Origin of the sequence: Nocardia alba NBRC 108234 (assembly GCF_001612665.1) — a bacterium.
Classification (GTDB): Bacteria; Actinomycetota; Actinomycetes; order Mycobacteriales; family Mycobacteriaceae; genus Nocardia; species Nocardia alba.
In genome coordinates, this window is the sequence record NZ_BDAX01000015.1 from 40,024 (window position 1) to 56,828 (window position 16,805).

Annotated in this window: 14 protein-coding genes and 4 tRNA genes; 6 read left to right on the forward strand and 12 right to left on the reverse strand. The window is 68.0% G+C overall.

What is annotated here, in order from left to right:
* Positions 1–6: 6 nt before the first annotated feature.
* Positions 7–837, forward strand: coding sequence for an alpha/beta fold hydrolase (locus tag NA12_RS17345; RefSeq protein ID WP_067451842.1), 831 nt, complete (start codon positions 7–9; stop codon positions 835–837).
* On the opposite strand, the gene NA12_RS17350 is transcribed toward NA12_RS17345, so the two are convergent.
* A complete protein-coding gene (locus NA12_RS17350) occupies positions 834–2,867 on the reverse strand; it encodes a hypothetical protein (protein ID WP_067451845.1) in 2,034 nt (677 codons plus the stop codon). The genes NA12_RS17345 and NA12_RS17350 overlap by 4 nt on opposite strands.
* Positions 2,868–3,383: 516 nt before the next feature.
* Here NA12_RS17350 and NA12_RS17355 point away from each other — a divergent pair.
* Positions 3,384–4,196: a hypothetical protein gene (locus NA12_RS17355; RefSeq protein ID WP_243654963.1), complete on the forward strand. Its 813-nt coding sequence runs from the start codon at positions 3,384–3,386 to the stop codon at positions 4,194–4,196.
* On the opposite strand, the gene NA12_RS17360 is transcribed toward NA12_RS17355, so the two are convergent.
* The 6 genes from NA12_RS17360 to NA12_RS17385 form a co-directional block, all read right to left on the reverse strand.
* Entirely contained in the window at positions 4,168–5,355 is a 1,188-nt protein-coding gene (locus NA12_RS17360; RefSeq protein WP_243654964.1) for a sigma-70 family RNA polymerase sigma factor, read from the reverse strand. The genes NA12_RS17355 and NA12_RS17360 overlap by 29 nt on opposite strands.
* 52 nt (positions 5,356–5,407) lie before the next feature.
* The gene (mraY, locus tag NA12_RS17365) at positions 5,408–6,481 is read right to left on the reverse strand and encodes a phospho-N-acetylmuramoyl-pentapeptide-transferase (RefSeq protein ID WP_067451848.1); all 1,074 of its coding nucleotides are present in this window, start codon (positions 6,479–6,481) and stop codon (positions 5,408–5,410) included.
* 99 nt (positions 6,482–6,580) lie between these two features.
* On the reverse strand, positions 6,581–7,603 hold the full coding sequence (locus NA12_RS17370) for a zinc-binding dehydrogenase (RefSeq protein ID WP_067451851.1): 1,023 nt from the start codon (positions 7,601–7,603) through the stop codon (positions 6,581–6,583).
* Positions 7,579–9,141 carry a phosphonate ABC transporter, permease protein PhnE gene (gene phnE / locus NA12_RS17375; RefSeq protein WP_067451854.1) on the reverse strand — a complete coding sequence of 521 codons (1,563 nt, stop codon included), beginning with the start codon at positions 9,139–9,141 and terminating at the stop codon, positions 7,579–7,581. Before phnE ends, NA12_RS17370 begins: the two co-directional genes overlap by 25 nt.
* Positions 9,138–9,950 carry a phosphonate ABC transporter ATP-binding protein gene (gene phnC, locus NA12_RS17380; RefSeq protein WP_067451858.1) on the reverse strand — a complete coding sequence of 271 codons (813 nt, stop codon included), beginning with the start codon at positions 9,948–9,950 and terminating at the stop codon, positions 9,138–9,140. Before phnC ends, phnE begins: the two co-directional genes overlap by 4 nt.
* Before the next feature lie 5 nt (positions 9,951–9,955).
* The gene (locus NA12_RS17385; RefSeq protein WP_067451860.1) at positions 9,956–10,927 is read right to left on the reverse strand and encodes a phosphate/phosphite/phosphonate ABC transporter substrate-binding protein; all 972 of its coding nucleotides are present in this window, start codon (positions 10,925–10,927) and stop codon (positions 9,956–9,958) included.
* Positions 10,928–11,036: 109 nt separating this feature from the next.
* Here NA12_RS17385 and NA12_RS17390 point away from each other — a divergent pair, with 109 nt between their 5' ends.
* Complete coding sequence (locus tag NA12_RS17390; protein WP_067451863.1) at positions 11,037–11,768, forward strand: GntR family transcriptional regulator; 732 nt, start codon at positions 11,037–11,039, stop codon at positions 11,766–11,768.
* Between the two features lie 52 nt (positions 11,769–11,820).
* Here NA12_RS17390 and NA12_RS17395 read toward each other — a convergent pair.
* The 3 genes from NA12_RS17395 to NA12_RS17405 all read right to left on the reverse strand — a co-directional run bounded on the left by NA12_RS17395 (position 11,821) and on the right by NA12_RS17405 (position 12,079).
* A tRNA-Val gene (locus tag NA12_RS17395) sits at positions 11,821–11,895 on the reverse strand.
* A 1-nt stretch (position 11,896) separates the two neighbouring features.
* Positions 11,897–11,967: transfer RNA gene (locus tag NA12_RS17400), tRNA-Cys, on the reverse strand.
* A 40-nt stretch (positions 11,968–12,007) separates the two neighbouring features.
* Positions 12,008–12,079: transfer RNA gene (locus NA12_RS17405), tRNA-Gly, on the reverse strand.
* A gap of 414 nt (positions 12,080–12,493) precedes the next feature.
* On the opposite strand from NA12_RS17405, the gene NA12_RS17410 reads away from it, so the two are divergent.
* Positions 12,494–12,565 (forward strand) — tRNA-Val (locus NA12_RS17410).
* Positions 12,566–12,774: 209 nt separating this feature from the next.
* Here NA12_RS17410 and NA12_RS17415 read toward each other — a convergent pair.
* On the reverse strand, positions 12,775–13,872 hold the full coding sequence (locus NA12_RS17415) for a FecCD family ABC transporter permease (RefSeq protein WP_243654965.1): 1,098 nt from the start codon (positions 13,870–13,872) through the stop codon (positions 12,775–12,777).
* The gene (locus tag NA12_RS17420) at positions 13,869–14,945 is read right to left on the reverse strand and encodes a FecCD family ABC transporter permease (protein WP_084472848.1); all 1,077 of its coding nucleotides are present in this window, start codon (positions 14,943–14,945) and stop codon (positions 13,869–13,871) included. Before NA12_RS17420 ends, NA12_RS17415 begins: the two co-directional genes overlap by 4 nt.
* A gap of 166 nt (positions 14,946–15,111) precedes the next feature.
* Between NA12_RS17420 and entS the strand changes: the two genes are divergently transcribed.
* Both entS and NA12_RS17430 read left to right on the forward strand, forming a co-directional pair.
* Positions 15,112–16,413: an enterobactin transporter EntS gene (entS, locus tag NA12_RS17425; protein WP_067452038.1), complete on the forward strand. Its 1,302-nt coding sequence runs from the start codon at positions 15,112–15,114 to the stop codon at positions 16,411–16,413.
* A gap of 100 nt (positions 16,414–16,513) precedes the next feature.
* Positions 16,514–16,723: an MbtH family protein gene (locus tag NA12_RS17430; protein WP_067451866.1), complete on the forward strand. Its 210-nt coding sequence runs from the start codon at positions 16,514–16,516 to the stop codon at positions 16,721–16,723.
* Positions 16,724–16,805 lie beyond the last annotated feature (82 nt).

Consider the following 16,805-nt stretch of genomic DNA (forward strand, 5'->3'; position numbering starts at 1 on the left):
CTCGGGATGCCAACAGCGCACGTGCCGGCGGGACCCATCACCTACGCGGACACCGGGGGAGCGGGGCCCGTTCTCGTCTTCGGGCACGGGCTGCTCATGGACGGTCGCCAGTGGCGCAAAGTCATCCCGCTGCTGTCCGAATACCGGTGCATCACGCCGACCCTGCCCTTGGGCGCGCATACCGAGCCGATGAACCCCGACGCGGATCTGACCGAGCAGGGAGTGGCTCGCATCCTCGCGGACTTCCTCGACGCGCTGGAGCTCGACGAGGTGACACTGGTCCTCAACGACTGGGGTGGTGGGCAATTCATGATCTCGCAGGGCCGAGACCAGCGCCTCGCGAGCTTGGTGCTCGTGTCCTGCACCGCGTTCGACAACTACCCACCCGCGCCGGCCCGCCCCGCGTCCCTGCTGTGCCGGCTGCCGGGCGGCGGATGGCTGCTGAGCCGGATGTTCGGTACCGCGTTCTTCCGGCACAGTCGGCGCGCGTACGGTGCGCTGAGCAAGGTCGGGATACCGGACTCGTTGTACGACGAGTGGTTCCGTCCCGCCGTCGAGAACGCCGCGATCCGCCGTGACCTGGTGAAGTTCGCCACCGGGGCGCCCTCACGTCGTCGGTTGCTCGAACTGTCCGAGCAGTTGCGGACCTTCACCCGCCCGGTTCTCGTCGTGTGGGCGCGCGAAGATCGCATGATGCCGCTGGCCCACGCGGACCGCTTGGTCGCGCTGTTTCCCCACGCGTCCAAGGTGATCGTCGACGATTCCTGGACGCTCGTTCCGGAGGATCAACCGCAGGCCGTGGCGGCGGCGCTGCGAGCATTCGTGAACGCTGCCTAGCCGAGGTCCGGCGTCGGCGGGCCGAACACGTCGCGGCGGCCCGGCGGCAGGCCCGCCGAGCGTTTCAGCTCGTCGAGCATGGCCTGCAGTTTGTCCACCTGCGCGCTTTCGATGTCGAAGGCGCGGAACGTGCCGGTGACGGTGATACCGGCCGCGTCGGTGGCAGTGGGCGGAATCGGGTCGGTGGCAGGGCGTACGAGCGGATCGGGGTCGCTCGTCGAGCCATCACCGCCGGTCGGCAGACCGAGGGTGGGCGGATCGAAGTCCGAGGACGGGCGAGCGTGGTCGGTGAACGATGCCTGGTCGGGCCGCGCGTGGTGATCGGGCAGCCTGCCGGCGTTCGCGGGCTGATCGACGCTCGACGGCCCCGGGTCGGCGGCGCTGTCGCCGAAACCGTTGACGTGCGATGAACCGGGGGTGCGTGCCGGATCCACCGAGACCTGATTCGGCTGTGTGGTGAGTTCCGTCGGCGGGGTGAGGCGTGCGGGCGGCGTCGAGACGGCAGGTCGCTCGGCCGTTTCACCGGCGGTCAGACGGTCACGGGGGGTGAAATCGTCGAAGAGGGATTCGGCGCGGCGAGCGGAGTCGGTGGTGAAGCCGTTGCGAGCGTGCCCGTTTCGGCCCGGAGTCGTGGGCGCCGGATCATCGGTGAACGACCAGTGGATGCCGTTGGCGGTGTTGACCGCGGGCTGCGCTTCCGTCGACGTGCCGGTGCGAATGTCATCCACGATCGGAGAAGGCGGCCCGAATCCATTGACCGGCTTGCCATTCGGTGTCTCGGTGAATCGCTCGGCGGTGAATCCCGGGGAGAGCTGGTCGTCGGCGGCATGGAGCTGACCGGTCGGCGCGGACCGTGCGACGCCATTGCCGTTGGCGGACAGCTCCTCCGGCGGCCCAACGCTCGCTCCGGCATCTCCGAGGGGCGACGTTTCCGCAGGCTTCTTGACCGGACGAGCCCGCTCGATCACCGCGTCGGGACCGATCTGCGTCGTCAGCGGATCTCCGGTCGCGGGCCGCGCCGCCCGATCGTCGACCGGTGAGCTCGGAACATGCCTCGTCGCAGCGGAACTCAGCCCGAACCCGTTCACGCCGCCCTCGCGAACCGCGGCGCTCACCTCCGCGCTGCCGGGCAGGGTAACGCTCGCGGACGACGCCGCGCCGCTGTCGAGGCCTGACGTGGGCGCGCGATCCTCCTCGAGCACCGCCGCCGTGGATGTCGACGCACTCGCCGCGGGCCCGTGGTCGACCACAGGCGCGGTCAACACCGTGCCGATCACCGCGGGCACCGGCGTGCCGTTTCGGGTGGCCGCGATGTCACCGGCCGCACCCTTGGCGGTGCCGTTCGTCGATGTCGCATTGCCGATCGAGCCGACCGCGACCCGCTCGCCGGCCCCGGTGTTGCTGAGCCGCGCCGGCGCGGACCGCCGACTGGGCGGTGCGGTCTCGGCGCCGTTGCCGCCGACCGCGGCGATCGAATCGGTGTCGAACGTGGCCGGTCGGCTCGGGGGCACGGCCGACGCTTCCGCCGAGACAGTGCGCGGCACCGGCGTCGCGGCCAGCGCGGTGGGGTCGCCGAGGTGATCGGTGGCGGGCCGGGCGGGGGAGTTGCGGCGTTCGAGCGGGGGACGGGAGCCGTCGGTGCCGCAGTTCTGGTGCGGCGGTAAAGGATCGGGGGCCGATAGCTGGTCGGTGAGTCCATCGGCGGCGCGTTCGGCGGCTTCCGCGGCCTCACGGACCTCGCGACGGCTGCGCGTGCCCCGCGCCGGACGGCCGGAATCGGGCTCACCGTCATTGTCGAGGGCGTCGAGCCGGGAACTCAGGCGTGAAATATCCTGCGACGCGCGAAATGCCCAGGATTCCAGTCGCCTGATCCGGACGTGGTCGGGCAGGTCCTCCTCGACAGGGAAGGTGGGCACATCGAGCTGGACCCGCGCGGCGACGATATCGAGCTTGTCGCTGACTTCGCGCAGCGCCGTGGCGATACTGGCCAGCATCGACCCGATGGATTCGTCGTGCTCTGCGTGGTTCATGCACACCCTACTTCCCGTGGTCGCCCGAGCGTGCCCGCCTCGGCCGCAGCGATCATATCCACCGGGGCAACAGCACGTGTTGTCGCGACCGCTTGCGCGACGCGCCGAGCCGATTCGCAATGAGGATGAAATGGGTGTGCAACAGGCCCGGTCTGTGTATCGAAATGGTCAAGATCTGGGCGTCCGGGTGCGACGTTGGCACAATGAAATGGCTTGATATACAAGTAGAGTCGCGTTTGTGATCTCGATCACCTGGCGATGACGCACCCGAACGCGGGTCAAGGGGGCTGGCGCCTTTTCTGTGGCTGCGGGAACCTGGTCTCCAGGACATGTGCGTGAGCTTACGACGGGTCCCTTTGGTGAGGGAGTGATGGTGTGAGGACGAAGCGGCTGAGCGAGACCCAGGTGGCATGTGGACGTCGAGCGCTACTCGACGAACTGGGGATTTCCGAGGGCAGCCGCCGCGCCGTCACCGAGCGCACCGGATATGGCTGTGGTTGTCCCGAATGTGCTGCGATGCAATGGAATACGCAGCGTCTGGAGCACTGGATCTGTGGCAGGCTCAGCGCCGCGGGCGCCGACGAGGCCGAGGTCGACGCGCAGATCGGCGATATCCCCGTCGACATCTACTGGCGCCGAGGCGACCGGCGCTGTGTGGTCGAGGTTCGCAGCGGCCCGCTCGACATCACCGCGGCCCGCGCGCACCGGAATCACTTGCGGGCGGCCGGAATCGACGACGTGCTGTGGGTGTGTCCGCAGGGCTTCTGGGTGCCGCTGCTTCCGGCGGTCGGCATCGCCGATTTCTCGCCCGCCGCCGCCGACTACCGCATCGATCAGGGCATGCTCGCCGCGAGTGAGACCGGTTTCGCCGCCCCCGTCCGTGACAGCACGGAGCTGCGCGATTTTCTCGAAAGCTGGGTGTGTGGCGAAACACACTGGGGACACGCGGATCTCACGACAGGAGGGTGGTCCGACGTGGGCACTTGGGAGCAGCACACCGCCGCGCAGGCCGCGATGATCGAGCACCAGCGCACCGAGTTGCGCGACCAGCGGGTGGAGCTCGCGGTCTCGCGCCAGACGGTGCGCGACAAGCAGCGGCTGATCGGCCGTCTGCACAAACGGATCGATCGGGCCGGGGCGAACGCCGACGCCGAGGCCATCACCATGTCCGGACTGCGCAGCGAACTCGTCGCCCAGGAGCGTGCCTCGGCGAGTCTGCGCGCGAGCATCGGGCGCATGGATCGCACCTTGAATCAGTGGCAGTGGCTCACCTGCTGCGCGATGCTGCTGGTGCTCACCGTCATGGTCGGCGCGACGGTGCTGCGCTGAGCCGCATCGGCAACCTGTCCCACCGCCAGTCGTTGCGCAGCACGAGACCGGCCAGGTCGAGCAGTTCGAGGCCGGTCTCGGCGCTGACCGTGGTCAGTGCCTGCCGGTCGTAGGGGCCCTGTTCCAGGTCGGTGGTCAGTCGTCGTTCGATCGCCGGGTCCACCCGGCGGGCTCGGAGCTGGGGTGTGCCGAGCGCGCTGCCGGTCCAGGCGAGCCACCCCCAGCCGTGCTCGTGCGCGAAGGCGCGGCCGAGTTCGCTCTGGATCCGGTTGTGATGGAAGGCTGTGCGGCCCAACGGGATCACGTCGATGAGCACGGTACGGCCGTCGGAGAGCTCGGCGGCGACAGCCGGATAGTGCACCCGGTCCTCGTCGCCGAAGCGGTAGGTGAGTGCGGTCGGTTCCTCCTGGAACGCCGCCACCGCCGGGTCGGCGTCGAGGGTGCGCAGCAGGCGGGCGACCAGGGCCGAGTCGTAGGCGACGTCGCGACCTACCTTCGCCAAGTAGAACCGGCCGCGACCGTCGTCGTCACCGTCGGCCACGCGCGCCGACTCCGTCGGCAATCGGGCGGCGGACCCGGTCGACCATTCGACGTCGGCCGGCAGTGGCCGCAGATCGTCGGCGCCCTCTTCGGGCACCCGCAGCTTGGCCAGGATGCTGGCGGTCTTCTTCTGCCAGCCCAGGATTCGCTGCATCACGTAGCCGGCCACCCGCTTGGCGTCGCCCGGTTCGTGTCCGGCCAGCCGGAGCTTGAGGTAGGACCATTCCATGGCCACCAGGTCGGTATCGGTGGCGTAGGTCTCGGCCAGCAGCATGCGCACCAGGCGCAGGTCCCCTGTCCCGAGCGGGTAGCGGTGCGCGAACACCCGCGCCGACCGATGTCCCGAGCGTGCGGCTTCGCGCACGATCCGCCCGACCGCCTTGGCGTAGAGCTGGCGGACGCGGTCGCGGGCGAGGTCGTAGCGGGCGCCGATCCGGGTGAGGGTTTCCGGGCGCTGCCCTCCGATTCCGAGCCGCAACGCGACGATTCGCGCGTCGCGGGCAGCGCGTTCGGCATGCTCGGTGAGCAGTTCGCCGACCAGGTCGTCGAGTTCCTCTAGCTCGAACGAGACGTCGGCGGCGATATCGTGGCCCGGTGGCCTGACGATCTCGGCACTCACAGCGGCGACCTCCCTCGCTCGGTCGAGTCAGCGTAGCCGTCGGCCCCGACAACTAGAGCGAGGTCAGATACTCGCTGTAGAACAGGCACAGCCCTGTCGCCGACGCGATCCCGGCCAGCACCCAGAACCGGATGATCACCGCGGTCTCGGGCCAGTTGTTGAGCTCGAAGTGGTGATGGAACGGCGCCATCCGGAACAGGCGGGTATGGGTCGTGCGAAACACCACGATCTGCAGCACCACCGACATGATCTCGGCGACGAACAGCGCCCCGATCACCACGGCCAGCAGCTCGGTGCGGCTGGTGATCGACAGCCCGGCCAGCAGGCCGCCGAGGCCGAGCGAACCGGTATCGCCCATGAAGATCTTGGCGGGCGCGGCGTTCCACCACAGGAACCCGATACACGCCGCCGCGCCCGCGGCGCTGACCATCGCCAGGTCGAGCGGATCGCGCACGGTGTAGCAGCCGCGTCCCGGGGTGATCTCGCACGAGTTGTCGTACTGCCACAGCGTGATCACCACGTACGCGCCGAGGGTGAGGCTCATCGAACCCGCTGCCAGCCCGTCGAGACCGTCGGTGATGTTCACCGCGTTCGACCACGCGACCACCAGCAGCACGATGAACGCGACGAAGAACAGCGACGCGAAGGTGATGGTGCTGATATCGCGAACGAAAGACAGGTTGCGACCGGCGGGCGTGAGCCCGGTGGCGCCGGGGAACCGCAGCACCAGCACGGCGAACACCACCGCCGCACCGATCTGCCCGAGGTATTTGCCTGCTGCGGTCAACCCGAGATTGCGGTGTTTGCGCAGTTTGATGGAGTCATCGAGAAAGCCGACCACCCCCAGCGCCGAGGCCAGCAGCAGAATTAGTACTCCTGACGCGCTCGGTCCGGGCGCGTCCCACAGCAACCCGATCAGATGCGACCCGAGATACCCGGCCCACACCCCCGCCCCGATCGCCAACCCACCCATCGTCGGCGTTCCGCGTTTGGCCTGATGACTGGCGGGCCCGTCGATCCGGATCTCCTGCCCGAACCCCCGGCGCGCGAAAACCCGGATCAACCCCGGCGTGAGCGTGATGGTGACGGCAAGCGCGATCCCCGCCGATAACAGGATCTGCCTCACGCGATCGCCCCTCCATGCCGCCGCACCGGACCCGCCCGGCGATGCCGTGTGCCGATACTAGGGGAGCTCACCGGGAAACCGTGCCGAGAGTGATCTGGGTTACATTCGAGGAGCCACGGCGGTGCGCAGGATGCCGGGGGGCGGCCGGAGTAGCGCGGCCCCGAGCTGCGCGAGGGGGAGTGGCTCGGCCACGACATCGCGCCACGGATACCTGTTCACGGTGCGGTGGAGGAAGTCGACGGCTCGACCCAGGTGTCGCGGTTCGTAGTTGTGCACGCCGGTGATGGTCAGCCAGCGGCGGACCAGCCGCTCCGGGTCGACGGCCAGCGGCGGACCCGGGGTGACCGACCCCGCCAGCACGAGGACGCCGCCGATATCGAGTCGCCGCAGCGCTGTCTCGATGGCGTTCGCCGATCCGGTGAAGTCGATGGCGATATCCACCGGGTCGGTATCGGCGGCGACGGCGCCGAACCGGGGGGCCAAGGCCAGTCGCGCGGGATCGGTGTCGACCGCCTGCACCTCGGCGCCCGCGTCGCTACCCGCTGCCACCGCGGTGAGACCGAGCATGCCAGCTCCGACGACGAGCACGCGGCGCCCACGCAGGTCGCCCGCGGCCTCGATGGTCGCCATCACAGTCGCGGTGGCGCAGGCCGCGGGTGCGGCGACCGAATCCGGGAGGCCCGGCGGCACAACGGCGGTCGCGGTGCCGCGCGGCAGCACGATGTGTTCGGCATAGGCCCCCGACAGGGGCCAGTCGCCGTGGAAGGACTCGTGGCCGACCTTGCGTACCGCACCGCACTTGGCCGTGCGTCCCTGTCGGCAGCGCGCGCAGTCCCCACAGGCGACCGTGACCGACCAGACGACGCGTTGCCCGACGGCCACGGTCGCGCCGACGCCGACCGCGACCACATCGCCGACCGCTTCGTGGCCGAGGATCGACGGACACGCGCCCGGCCTGCGGCCGGTGACAGTGTGTAGGTCGCTGCCGCAGACCGTCGCCAGTCGCACGCGCACCAGGGTTTCGCCGTCGGCGAGATCGGGGATCTCGACCCGGCGCAGATCGACGTCTGTGCCGCCGGTCCAGATCGCGGCGGTGGTCAGACGAGACGAGACCGGATCCATCCGGACAACCTTTCGATGGCGTAGACGATCACGAAGATGACGATCACGATGGCGCCCGCGACCTCGAAGTCGATCGTGCGGATGGATTCGAACAGCAGGAATCCGATGCCGCCCGCGCCGACGATGCCCAGGATCGTGGAGGTGCGCACATTGACGTCGAGCAGATACAGACCGGCGCCGACGATCGAGGGAATCGACTGCGGGAGCACCGCGGCGAACAGCGTCTGCCACCACCCTCCGCCGATCGAGCGCACCGCTTCCATCGGGCCCGGCTCGATTTCCTCGATGGCGTCGGCGACCAGTTTGGCGAGGAATCCGACGGAGCCGATGGCCAGCGCGCAGGCACCGGCCACCGGCCCGAGCCCCAGCGCGGCGACGAAGATCACGGCCAGAATGAGTTCGGGCACGGCGCGCACCAGCAGGATCCAGGCCCGCGCGATCCAGTACATCGCGGCGTTCGGCGTCACATTGCGCGCGGCGAGAATGCCGACGGGCAGCGAGAACACGCTGCCGATCGCCGTGGCGACGACACCGATCGCGACGGTTTGGGCGGCGGCTTCGAACAGGTCGGCACCCAGCGTTTCGAAGTCGGGCGGAACCATGCGCGCGAACACCTCGATCGACGGCCCGATCCAGGTGACCAGTGACAGCGGGTCCAGCTCGAGGACCACGAACGCGGCGAGCACGGTGCCGAGCAGCAAGCCACTGAAGCCGAAGCGCACGACTCGGTCGCGACGTGGGCCGCTGTGCGAAGCGTCGAGCAGCATGCGCCGGATCGCGATCGACAGCAGTTCCATCGCGGTGATGGCGACCAGGATCACCCCGACGATGCCGAGCGCCCGTGGATAGACCAGCCCGCGCAGCGCGTCCTGCAACGCGAACCCGATGCCGCCCGCGCCGACGAATCCCAGCACCACCGACATCCGCAGATTGATGTCGATCCGATAGACGAAGGTGCCGATCCACGACGGAACAACCTGGGGAACAACAGCATTGAGCATTTCCCTGAAGTATCCGACGCCGGTGCTCCGCACGGCCTCGCGCGGCCCTACGTCGGTCTGCTCGATCGCGTCGGCGAACAGTTTGGCGAGCATGCCGATCGAGTGCAGCGCGAGGGCGAGGATGCCGGGCAGCACACCGATGCCCAACGCCCGGACGAACAGCACGGCGAACAGCAGGTCGGGCATCGCGCGGCAGAACGTGATGATCGCGCGGGCCACCGCCTGGACCGCCGGGTGCGGGCTCGTATTGCGCGCGGCGAGAAACGCCAGCGGAACCGAGGCGATGGCGGCGAGCACCGTACCGAGCACGGCCATCAGCAGGGTCTGCACGGCCAGGTCGACGATCCGCCCCGGATTGTCGAGTCGCGGCGGCAGCATCCTGTCCAGCAGCGCCACCACGTCGTCGGCCCCGTCGATCAGGGCGGCCGGCGCGAAGTCGATCGACCAGGCCGACAGCAGCGTCGCGGCGAGAAAGCCCACCGCGACCAAGCGCAGGATGAGCGGACGTGTCGCTGGTTTGTCGAGCGTGGTGGTCATGACGGTTCGGGCATGGACAGAACCGTCGGGTCGACGCGCTGGTAGACGCTCATCACGTCGTCGCGGGTCATCCCGACCGCGGGCCGGTCGAGCACTTTCCGTCCGTTGCGCAGGCCCACGATGCGGTGCGCCCAGCCGAGCGCGAGGTCCACCTGGTGCAGCGTGCACACCACCGTCAGTTTCTCCTCGATGCACACCCTGAACAGCAGATCCATGACGATGGCGGCATTCTCGGGGTCCAGCGACGCGACGGGTTCGTCGGCGAGCACCAATCCGGGTTTCTGCATCAGCGTGCGCGCGATGGCGACGCGCTGTTGCTGTCCGCCCGACAGCGTGTCGGCCCGCCGATCGGCGAAATCGGCGAGTCCGACCCGATCCAGGTGACCGAGTGCTTCGGCGCGCATGCGCGCCGGATAGGTCAGCGCGCCGTAGCGCGGCAGGCGCAGGTGCGCCAGGCCGCCGATCAACACGTTCTCCAGGCAGCTCAGCCGGCCGACGAGATTGAAGTCCTGGAACACGAAGCCGACGTTGCGGCGCAGTGCCCGCAGTTGGGCCCCCGTTGCCCGGTCGACGCGCGTCCCGCCGACTTCCACGGTCCCCGAACTCACCGGCTGCAGGCCGTTGAAGCAACGCAGCAGGGTGGATTTGCCGGACCCGGACAGGCCGAGCAGGACGAGCAATTCGCTGCGGCGCACGTCGAGCGAGACGTCATCGAGCGCCAGCGTGCTCCCGAATCGTTTGGTGACATTGCTCGCGGTGATGACGAGATCGTCGCCCGCGACGACCCGTTCGGGTTCGGCGGTGGTCACAGCTGTCAGCCCTTGCACTTCTCGGAGCCCGTGACCGCGCATACCTTGCGGACTCCGGCGAAGTCGGCGTCGGTGACGGGGACGAAGCCCCAGGCCCGCTCGTCGGTGATCCGGCAGGCGTCGCCGGTGCAATACCCCGCGCTCTGCAGGCTCTCGACGTTCACCTGCTCGACGAACAGCGCTTTCAGCTTGTCGACGGCAGTGGTGCCGAGCGAGTTGGCGGCGGCGAACACCGACCCGGCGATCATCTCCGACTTCCACACCGTCTTGAGCTCGCCTGCCTTCAGATCGCCCTTGTCGATCATGGTCTTGTCCACCATGGTGTCGAAGGCGAAGCCCGCGTCGCAGTCACCATGGGCGACGGCCAGTGCCGAGGAATCGTGTCCGCCGGCGTAGATCGGCGACATCCCGGCCGAGATGTCGGCCTCCTTCCCGGATTTGATGACCCCGGCCTCGATCAGCCCCGCGGTCGGGTAGAGGAATCCCGAGGTCGAACTGGGATCGACGAAACACACCTTCTTGCCGGCGAAGTCCTTCAATCCCGTGATCGCATTCGCGTCCGATCGCGCGATCCCGTAGGACTGGTACCCGGGCTTGGCGCCCTTGTTCTTGATGACCGCCCCCACCGGCGTGATGTCGGCGCCGTTGATGCCGGCCACGACATAGGCGAACGGGCCGAAGAACGCGAGGTCGACGTTGCCCGCGATCATCCCCTCCACCACGCCGGCGTAGTCGGAAGCCTGAACGAACTCGATCTTCGAGCCGGTCTCCTTCTCCAGCGCCTTGATCAGCGGCGCGTAGCTGGCTTTCAGATCGGTGGAGTTCTCCGCCGGGATGGCCGCCAACGTCAGGGTCTCGGGAAATCCCTGCGCGTTCACCGCCTCGGAATCGGAGCCCGAACAGCCGGACAGGGCGAGTGAGAGTGTCGCGATGAACGCCGCGGCGATCATGGCGGTGCGGCGCAGGTGAATCTTCATGCCGATGACGGTGAGGCTTGGTCTATACCAAGAAGTGCATGCCGAGGAATCGGCAGATGAACAGCAATCGACTTTCTTGGTCTAGACCACAATTTGATACGCTCGGACAATGACAGCGCCCGTTGAACCCCGAGTGCTCAAACACCAGGTTGTCCGCGCACAGCTGGACAGAATGCTGGATAACATGCAGGTGGGAGATCCTTTTCCCGCCGAACGTGAGATCGCGGAAACCTACGACGTCGCGCGGGAAACGGTGCGCCAAGCACTGCGCGAGCTCTTGCTGGCGGGGCGGGTCGAGCGCCGCGGCCGCACCACCGTCGTCGCGCGGCCCAAGATCCAGCAGCCCCTCGCGATGGGTTCCTACACCGAAGCCGTCAAGTCCCAAGGTCTGAGCGCGGGCCGCATCCTGGTCGGCTGGACCGACCAGGTCGCCGACGAACCGCTGGCTGCCACACTGTCGGTGGCGGTGGGTGCGCCGATCATCCAGCTCGAGCGGGTACTGACCACTGATGGCGTGCGGGTCGGCCTGGAGACCACCAGACTCCCCGCCGACCGCTACCCCGGTCTGGCCCGGACCTTCGACTACCGCGACTCGCTGTACGCCGAAATCCGCAGCCGCGGAATAGCCTTCGAGCGCACCGTCGACTCGATCGAGACCGCGCTGCCGGATGCCCGCGAATCAGCCCTGCTGACCGTGGACACCCGGACCCCCATGTTCCTGTTGAACCGCGTCTCCTACGACCAGAACGGCATCCCGATCGAACAACGTCGCTCGCTGTACCGCGGCGACCGAATGACCTTCACGGCGATCATGCACGCCGACCAGCATCCGTCGATGTGACCGCAACGCAAACAAGTCAGGCCCCCTCGAAAGGGGGCCTGACTCGGTACGGTGGTGCGCGATACTGGGATTGAACCAGTGACCTCTTCCGTGTCAGGGAAGCGCTCTCCCGCTGAGCTAATCGCGCGAGGTGGAGACGGGAATCGAACCCGTGTGCACGGCTTTGCAGGCCGTTGCCTCACCACTCGGCCACTCCACCGTACAAAGGAGGATGGGGCTGTTGCCTTACCTACCTCTCGAGCGGATGACGAGATTCGAACTCGCGACCCTCACCTTGGCAAGGTGATGCGCTACCACTGCGCCACATCCGCATTTACTTCACACTTAGGGGAGCGGCTCGGCCTGGCGGCTTTGCTGCTCTCTGCGGTGCGAGGAGAACATTAGCCGACGTTCGACGCAGACTACAAATCGCCTGGTAGACCGGCACGAATACGAATTACACGCATGTCGTCCACGCCCGCCCAGCCCGAGCCGCGCCCGACCACTCCATCGTTCTTCCATCATGGGACATAGATATGCGCATCTATCTGATTCATTGACCGGAAATCGGTACGAACTATCGATCACCGGCTCGAGCACACACACGCGCAAGCGCGGGCGCCGAACCAGGCGGCCCCAGCCTCGCCGAATACCTGCTTCACAAGGCGATTTGGTGTCATCCGGGCCCTCCGTGCTAATGTTCCATCTCGTTCGAGCGGCTCGAAAACCCGCCCGACGCAGTGTTCGGTCCCATAGCTCAGCGGGAGAGCGTCCGCCTCACACGCGGAAGGTCGCTGGTTCGAAACCAGCTGGGACCACCTCAAAAGTGCAGGTCACAGCCATATTGGCGACGGCCTGCACTTTTTTGTGCAATATACGTGCAATAGCGTTCGTTGATAGAGGCCCGAGGCGGTGTCGAATCAGGTCGTGCGAGGCGCTGAACTGTTTCGCCAGTGAGTGATTCCAGTCACAATGACTCGCTCCGCTTTCGATGCCGGGCATCTGGGAGCGACGTAGGCCGGTCGTGTCAGACGGTGTCGCCTCGGCGTCGTCGGGTGATCAGGTAGATGAGGTAGGGGGCGCCGAGCACGGCGGTGACGATGCCGACGGGTAGCTCCGCGGTGCCGAAGGCGGCCCGGGAGATCAGGTCGGCGGCCAGGACGAGTACGGCGGCGAGCAGCATCGACAGGACGAGCGGTGGACGCGGCATTCGCGCCAGGCGCAAGGCGATCTGCGGCGCGCACAGCGCGACGAATTGGATCGGTCCGGCCACCGCGGTCGCGACCGCGGCGAAGATCACGGCGGCCAGCAGCAGCACACCGCGAGCCGGCGTCACCCGAACACCGATCGCGTGGACGGTGTCGTCGTCGAATTGCAGTGCGCCGAGAGTGCGGGACCCGATCAAGGTCGGCGGGACGAGTATCGCGAGCGTGATCGCGAGGGGCACAACGTCGTTCCAGCCACGACCGTTGAGGCTGCCGGTCAGCCAGATCAGGGCGCGGCCCGCGTCGTTGACATCGCCCGCGCTGAGCAGCCACACGGTGGCGCTGGAGGCGATGGCCATGACGCCGACGCCGACCAGGAGTAGCCGCAGCGAATCGAGTCCGTCACGGTAGGTGAGCCCGAATACGGCGAGCCCGGCGAGCAATCCGCCTGCCAGCGCCACCCCGGGCAGCCCGGTGGTGGCGAGGATGCCCCCTGAGGTTCCGCCGAGGACGATGGCCGCGGTGACAGCCGCACCGGCGCCCCAGGTGACACCGAGGATGTCCGGGCTGGCCAGGGGATTTCGCGCGACGGTTTGGATGATCGCGCCGGACAGGCCGAGGGCCGCACCCACCAGCACGGCCGCGACGGCGCGCGGCAGGCGTAGCTCCAGCACCGCGAGGCGGTCGGCCGGGTGGCCGCCGCCGAGCAGAACCTCCATGACCTCCGCCGGTGACAGCCTGAACGCGCCGAGGCCGAGACCGACCACGAACACCAGGGCGAGGACGAGAGCCGCGACGATCACGAGCAGTAGTGGACGGGCGCGAAAAGCCATGGAGAACGCGCCGATTCGCAGTGCGGGGCGCCGGACCGAGGGCAGCGGCCCTGAGTCGACGACGTCGGTGCGCGCGCTGTGGTTCACACTCGTACCAGCTTTCGGCGGCGGACCAGCACGACGAAGAACGGTGCGCCGATCAGCGCCAGCATGACACCGACCTCGATCTCTCCCGGTCGTGCGACGATGCGGCCCACGGTATCGGTCAGCAAGACCAGGATGGCCCCGGCCAGCGCCGAGAACGGCAGGATCCAGCGATGATCCGGTCCGGTGACCAGCCGGACCGCGTGGGGAACGATCAGGCCGACGAACCCGATCGGCCCGCACACGGCGACACTCGCGCCGACCAGGACCGTGATGGCGGCGATGCCGAGCACGCGCACCCGTTCCACGCTGTGCCCGAGGGACCGGGCCACATCTTCGCCCAGCGCCAGTGCGTTCAAGCCGGACGCGCCCGCGAGACCGAGCGCCAGCCCGATCACGAGAAACGGCAGTACCTGCACCACCAGGGGCATGCCGGCGACGGCGATCGATCCCACCTTCCAGAAGCGGAACGCGTCCAGGCTGCGCTGATCCAGCAGCACGATCGCGAACGTGATCGCTTGCAGCAGTGCGCTGATCGCGGCGCCCGCCAACACCAGCGTCAGCGGTGTCGGACCGCCCCGGCCCGCGGACCCGACGGCGAACACGGTGAGCGCGCCCAGCGCTGCCCCGGCGAAGCCGAACCAGATGAAGCTGTGCAGATCGGTGATTCCGAGCGAGTAGGTCGCCAGCACGATGGCCAGTCCGGCGCCGTGGGTGATTCCCAGGATTCCGGGATCGGCGATCGGGTTGCGGGTGTGCCCCTGCGTCAGGGCTCCCGCCAGGCCGAGCGCCGCGCCGACCAGCGCGCCGATCACCGTGCGGGGAACGCGCAGATCTCGAACGATCATGTCGTCCTCGAGACCCGATGGCGTGACCAGTGCGTGCCAGACCGCGTCGAGTGGAATCGGTTTGGCGCCGATACACAGACTCAGCGCGCAACTCACCACCACGAGCCCGAGCAGCACGATGATCTGGAGTGTGCGGGTGCGGTAGCGGGTGGCGGTGGGCTCGACCCGCGACGGTGCGATGCCGGCCTCGGCTGTGGGGACTCGGGCGCTCGACCCTGTGCGCCGCATCGGTGTATTCCCTTCGTGCACTGCGCGATTCGCTGACTCGGAATCAGTACTCTGCCGAACGATATCGGGTGTCGAGGATCGAGAACCCCCCGAGCGGACATCAAATTTAGGTTAGGCTCACCGCATCGTATCTCGAAGTCTGGAGGCGGTTGTGCGGTTGGGCGACGTGGTTATCGATGTCGGACCGCTGCGCACCGCGCCCGAATTCCGGCTCGTCCTTGCCGCGCAGGCGATTTCGATGCTGGGCACGCATCTCACCGTCGTGGCGGTGAATCTCCAGGTCTATCAGCTCACCGGTTCCTCCTTGCAGGTCGGCGCGGTGGGGTTGGTCTTCGGCGTGGCGCTGCTCATCGGCATTCTGAGCGGGGGTGTGGTGGCGGACAGGGCTGATCGCCGCGTGATCGCCGTCGCCACCCGCGCGGCAGTCGTGGTCGTCTTCGTGGGGCTCGCCGTGAATGCGGCCCTGCCGACTCCGCACCTCTGGGTTGTCTACGTCGCCGCCGTACTGGCGGGCGGTATCAACGGGCTGGGTGCCCCCGCCCTCATGGCTCTCGTGCCCGCTCTGGTGGGCCCCGAGCGGTTGGCCGCGGCGGCCGCGTTGACCGCGCTGTCGATCCAAGTCGGTGCGGTGATCGGACCGGCGATGGCCGGCCTGATCGCGGCGGGACCGGGGTTGGCGGTGTGTTTCGCCCTCGACGCCGTCTGCTTCGTGATCAGCGCGGTGTTGCTGTGGTTGCTCGCTCCGGTGCCGCCCCCGGACGTTGCCGAGGACCGACGCCCGATCCGCTCGATTGTCGAAGGTTTTTCGTTCGTGCGCCGCGATCGGGTCGTCGGTGGGGTGCTGTTGATCGATACGTTGGCGATGGTAACGGCGATGCCGTACGCCTTGTTTCCAGAGTTGGCGAGCGAGCACTTCGGTGGCGGGTCGCAGACGGTGGGGCTGCTGTATTCCGCGCCCGCCGTCGGTGCGTTGCTCGCGGCGTTGGTCAGTGGTTGGGCCGGTCGGGTTCGCGACACGGGCGTTGTGCTCATCGGCGCGGTGCTCCTGTGGGGTGTGGCGATTTCGTGCGTCGGACTCACGGCGTCGCTGTGGGTCGCCTTGGCGGCCTTGGTCGTCGCGGGTCTGGCGGATACCACCTCGGAGATTGTGCGCAGGGCGCTGATCCAGCAGCGGACGCCGGACGGATTGCAGGGCCGGGTCGGCAGCCTGTGGCTGGCCCAGGGAACGCTCGCTCCCAACGTGGGCAACATGGCGGCGGGAGTGCTGGCGCGATCGCTGTCGGCACCCCTCGTGCCCGTGCTCGGCGGTGTGGTCTGCGTCGTGGCGGTGGCCACGTTGACGGTGCGCATGCCGGGGCTGCGCCGGGCGCGGCTGTCGGATCCGGTCGATCTGCGAGCTGTCGATGCCGACTCGCGGCGGGTGAGTGACGCCACCGCACCGGATCACCTTGGTGGCGAACGTATTTGACGCGCCGCCGCCGAGCTGAGGCGGCGAGCAAACCCTTGCCATGATTAGGCAAGGCTTGCTTTACTTCATGGGCTGGTGTTCATCCGATCGAGGAGATTCCATGTCCCCCAATCCATTTGATGATGACAGCGCTGAGTTCTACATCCTGGTCAATGCGGAGAAGCAGTACTCGCTGTGGCCGGTGTTCGCGGAGGTGCCCGAGGGCTGGACGGTCGATCACGGGCCGGGGGATCGGCAAGCGTGCCTCGCCCACGTCGAGGCGGTCTGGACGGATATGCGCCCGGCGAGCCTGATCGAGCGCATGCGGTGATGCCGCGACGCCCGTGCACGCCCGAAGTCCGATGACCATCTCGGGGGAGCGGATCGCACAGCCGAATTCGGTTGCCCCGGAA

Excerpts from the sequence above, each read along its gene's own strand:
- NA12_RS17430 (WP_067451866.1), top strand. The coding sequence starts at position 16,514 with ATGTCCCCCAATCCATTTGATGATGACAGCGCTGAGTTCTACATCCTG.
- NA12_RS17420 (WP_084472848.1), bottom strand. The coding sequence starts at position 14,945 with ATGCGGCGCACAGGGTCGAGCGCCCGAGTCCCCACAGCCGAGGCCGGC.
- phnE (WP_067451854.1), bottom strand. The coding sequence starts at position 9,141 with ATGACCACCACGCTCGACAAACCAGCGACACGTCCGCTCATCCTGCGC.
- NA12_RS17350 (WP_067451845.1), bottom strand. The coding sequence starts at position 2,867 with ATGAACCACGCAGAGCACGACGAATCCATCGGGTCGATGCTGGCCAGT.
- NA12_RS17390 (WP_067451863.1), top strand. The coding sequence starts at position 11,037 with ATGACAGCGCCCGTTGAACCCCGAGTGCTCAAACACCAGGTTGTCCGC.
- NA12_RS17385 (WP_067451860.1), bottom strand. The coding sequence starts at position 10,927 with ATGAAGATTCACCTGCGCCGCACCGCCATGATCGCCGCGGCGTTCATC.
- NA12_RS17345 (WP_067451842.1), top strand. The coding sequence starts at position 7 with ATGCCAACAGCGCACGTGCCGGCGGGACCCATCACCTACGCGGACACC.
- NA12_RS17370 (WP_067451851.1), bottom strand. The coding sequence starts at position 7,603 with ATGGATCCGGTCTCGTCTCGTCTGACCACCGCCGCGATCTGGACCGGC.
- NA12_RS17355 (WP_243654963.1), top strand. The coding sequence starts at position 3,384 with ATGCAATGGAATACGCAGCGTCTGGAGCACTGGATCTGTGGCAGGCTC.